The following is a 1443-nucleotide window of genomic DNA, read 5'->3' as shown; positions in this document are numbered from 1 at the left end:
AAAAAGAATAGCAGACAGGACTATTCTAATTGGCAAATAAAGTAGAGGCTGTCTAAAAATTTAAAAATGTAAAAACATATTTATTCAGGCTCTATAATATACACGGGTGCAAAAAAATAAAAGGAGCAAAAATAGAAAAAACTACTTGCCAACAATATCTACCATGTATATGAAACAAGATATATAATATAAAACTGAATTATTATAACACATGTAATACAAGGATTGAATTTACATAATTACAGAACTGTTAATATAAGAAAACTATGTTAAGGAAACAGGAGAATTATACTTCGTATAGAAAAAGAGATATGTGTCTGTACTACATATATCAAAAGAATAACTTCTTTAATAGAAATTATAGACAGGAATTACACAATTTCAAATAAAATAAAAGATAAGATAAGAAGAAAACTTTCAGAGATAAAGTAATTCGCTTAGCTAGAAAGATAAGAAAATACAAACATGTAATATTTCATGACATTAAAGTTTCAACAAGGGCTTAGAACAAAGTTTTAAATATATTTGAAATAAAAGATGTTACTGTATTCAGTAATGAACTGAGAAAACTGATATAAGAACTGAAGAAATCTGAAATAAAGGAGTGCATTAAATTAGAAGAAACATTATCAAACTGAAAAAAAAATAAGTAGTATACAAAAATATAATACAATAAAGGATTAGTTGAAGGGAAAAATAACAAGATAAAAATAATAAAAAGCTATCTTCTAGGATAAAAGATTCAATAAACTTATTAAACTTAGAATCTCTTAAGTCTAGTTTATCAGACTTTTTTCCTCTACATACTTAACAGGGAACCTAAATTTCAAAAAAATTTTTTAATCAATTAAAATATTAGAGCTGTATTTCGGATATGGGAACATCATATTCAGGAGCTGTATAATGAAAAATAGGCAAAAAAAAACTTCCGTAGAAGGAAATCAGATGATAAGGGGTATAAAAAGAATGGCGTCCCCGGTTGGACTCGAACCAACGGCCCTCTGATTAACAGTCAGATGCTCTAACCGGCTGAGCTACGGAGACGCAAAAGAAAAAAAGTTTGGCGGCTTCCTATTTTCCCGGGACGAATCCAAGTATCGTAGGCGCAGGCAGACTTAACTGCCGGGTTCGAAATGTGACCGGGTGTATCCCTGCCGCTATGATCACCAAACTTTTGAATATAAATTGAATTGCCTAAGGCAATGGGAAATAAATAGCAGAAGCAAAAGACTACATAAAAAGCATACGTAATATTAGTACCAGTCAGCTGAACGCATTGCTGCGCTTGCACCCCTGGCCTATCGACCATGTGTTCTCCATGGATACTGCGAGCACTCATCTCAAAGCCGGCTTCCCGCTTAGATGCTTTCAGCGGTTATCCGTTCCAGACGTGACTACTCAGCCGTGCCACTGGCGTGACAACTGATACATCAGAGGTCTGTC

1 tRNA gene and 2 rRNA genes are annotated in these 1443 nt (G+C 33.2%); all 3 read right to left on the bottom strand.

The features are described 5' to 3' along the window. Positions 1-967: 967 nt before the first annotated feature. Positions 968-1044, bottom strand: a tRNA-Asn gene (locus Q0370_RS00270). Positions 1045-1058: 14 nt separating this feature from the next. Beyond that, positions 1059-1171, bottom strand: a 5S ribosomal RNA gene (rrf, locus tag Q0370_RS00265). A gap of 62 nt (positions 1172-1233) precedes the next feature. Next, positions 1234-1443: ribosomal RNA gene (locus Q0370_RS00260) — 23S ribosomal RNA — on the bottom strand; the annotation flags it as partial.

This window comes from uncultured Leptotrichia sp., from assembly GCF_938036635.1.
In the GTDB taxonomy this organism is placed as follows: domain Bacteria; phylum Fusobacteriota; class Fusobacteriia; order Fusobacteriales; family Leptotrichiaceae; genus Leptotrichia; species Leptotrichia hongkongensis.
This window is presented reverse-complemented; position numbering and strand designations above follow the sequence as displayed.